Origin of the sequence: Burkholderia sp. HMSC10F09 (assembly GCF_001806955.1) — a bacterium.
Lineage (GTDB): Bacteria > Pseudomonadota > Gammaproteobacteria > Burkholderiales > Burkholderiaceae > Burkholderia > Burkholderia multivorans.
Genome location: NZ_KV786724.1, coordinates 1 through 1,021, shown reverse-complemented (window position 1 = coordinate 1,021; position 1,021 = coordinate 1). Strand labels below are relative to the sequence as shown.

The window sequence follows — 1,021 nt, the reverse complement described above, 5'->3', positions numbered from 1 at the left end:
GCCGTTCAGTTGCTTAACTGAACGGCATTAGCGTGCGAGCCGGGTTTTTCATTGGTGCGAGACGCCGGCCGACGGCGATGCGACCGGCGGCGGCCGCACGGGCCGCCCTTGCCGTCAGGCGCGACGCGCGGCGCGCTGCTCGTCGAAGAAGTCCTGCACGACCGCGATTTCGCGCGTGCGCTTGAACGGCGGCAGGCTCTGCCAGATCCGGCGGCCGTATGGCTTGTCGACGAGCCGCGTGTCGCAGATCATCAGCACGCCGCGATCGGTCTCCGCACGGATCAGCCGCCCGGCGCCCTGCTTCAGCGTGATGACGGCCTGCGGCAGCTGATGCACGGCGAACGGGCTCAAGCCCTTCTTCGCGAGCGCGTCGAGCCGCGCGGCCAGCACCGGATCGTCGGGCGGCGCGAACGGCAGCTTGTCGATCACGACGAGCGACAGCGCATCGCCGCGCACGTCGACGCCTTCCCAGAAGCTCTGGCTGCCGACGAGGATCGCGTTGCCGTACGCACGGAAGCGATCGAGCAGTTCGGTCCGGCTCGCATCGCCCTGCACGAGCAGCGGCGTGTTCCAGCCGCGCGATTCGATCACGTCGCGCAGTTTCGAGGCGATCCGGTCGACCGCACGCAATGTCGTGCACAGCATGAACACGCCGCCACCCGAGGCCTCGATCGCCGGCAGCGCCGCATCGAACACGGCATCGGTAAACGCCGGCGACGACGGCTGCGGCAAATTGCGCGGCACGTACAGCAGCCCCTGCGTCTGGTAGTCGAACGGGCTCGCGAGCGTCATCGAACGGCGCGAGCTCAGGCCCATCTGCGCCGCGTAGTGCGTGAAGTCGCCGCGCACCGACAGCGTCGCCGACGTGAAGATCCACGCGCGCGGCACGCCCGCGCGCTGCTTCGCGAAGATCGGCGCCACCGACAGCGGCGTTTCGTGCAGCTGCACCGTATGCGCGAACACCTCGACCCAGCGCACCTTCTCGTTCGGATCGCCGGCCGCGGCTGCCGCCTCGCCGGCG

1 protein-coding gene is annotated in these 1,021 nt (G+C 69.5%); it reads right to left on the bottom strand.

Going from position 1 to position 1,021, the window contains the following annotated elements; all coding sequences use genetic code 11:
* Positions 1–114: 114 nt before the first annotated feature.
* Positions 115–1,021: ATP-dependent DNA helicase (locus tag HMPREF3115_RS15075; RefSeq protein ID WP_141751680.1), on the bottom strand; the 907-nt coding region annotated here is incomplete at its 5' end.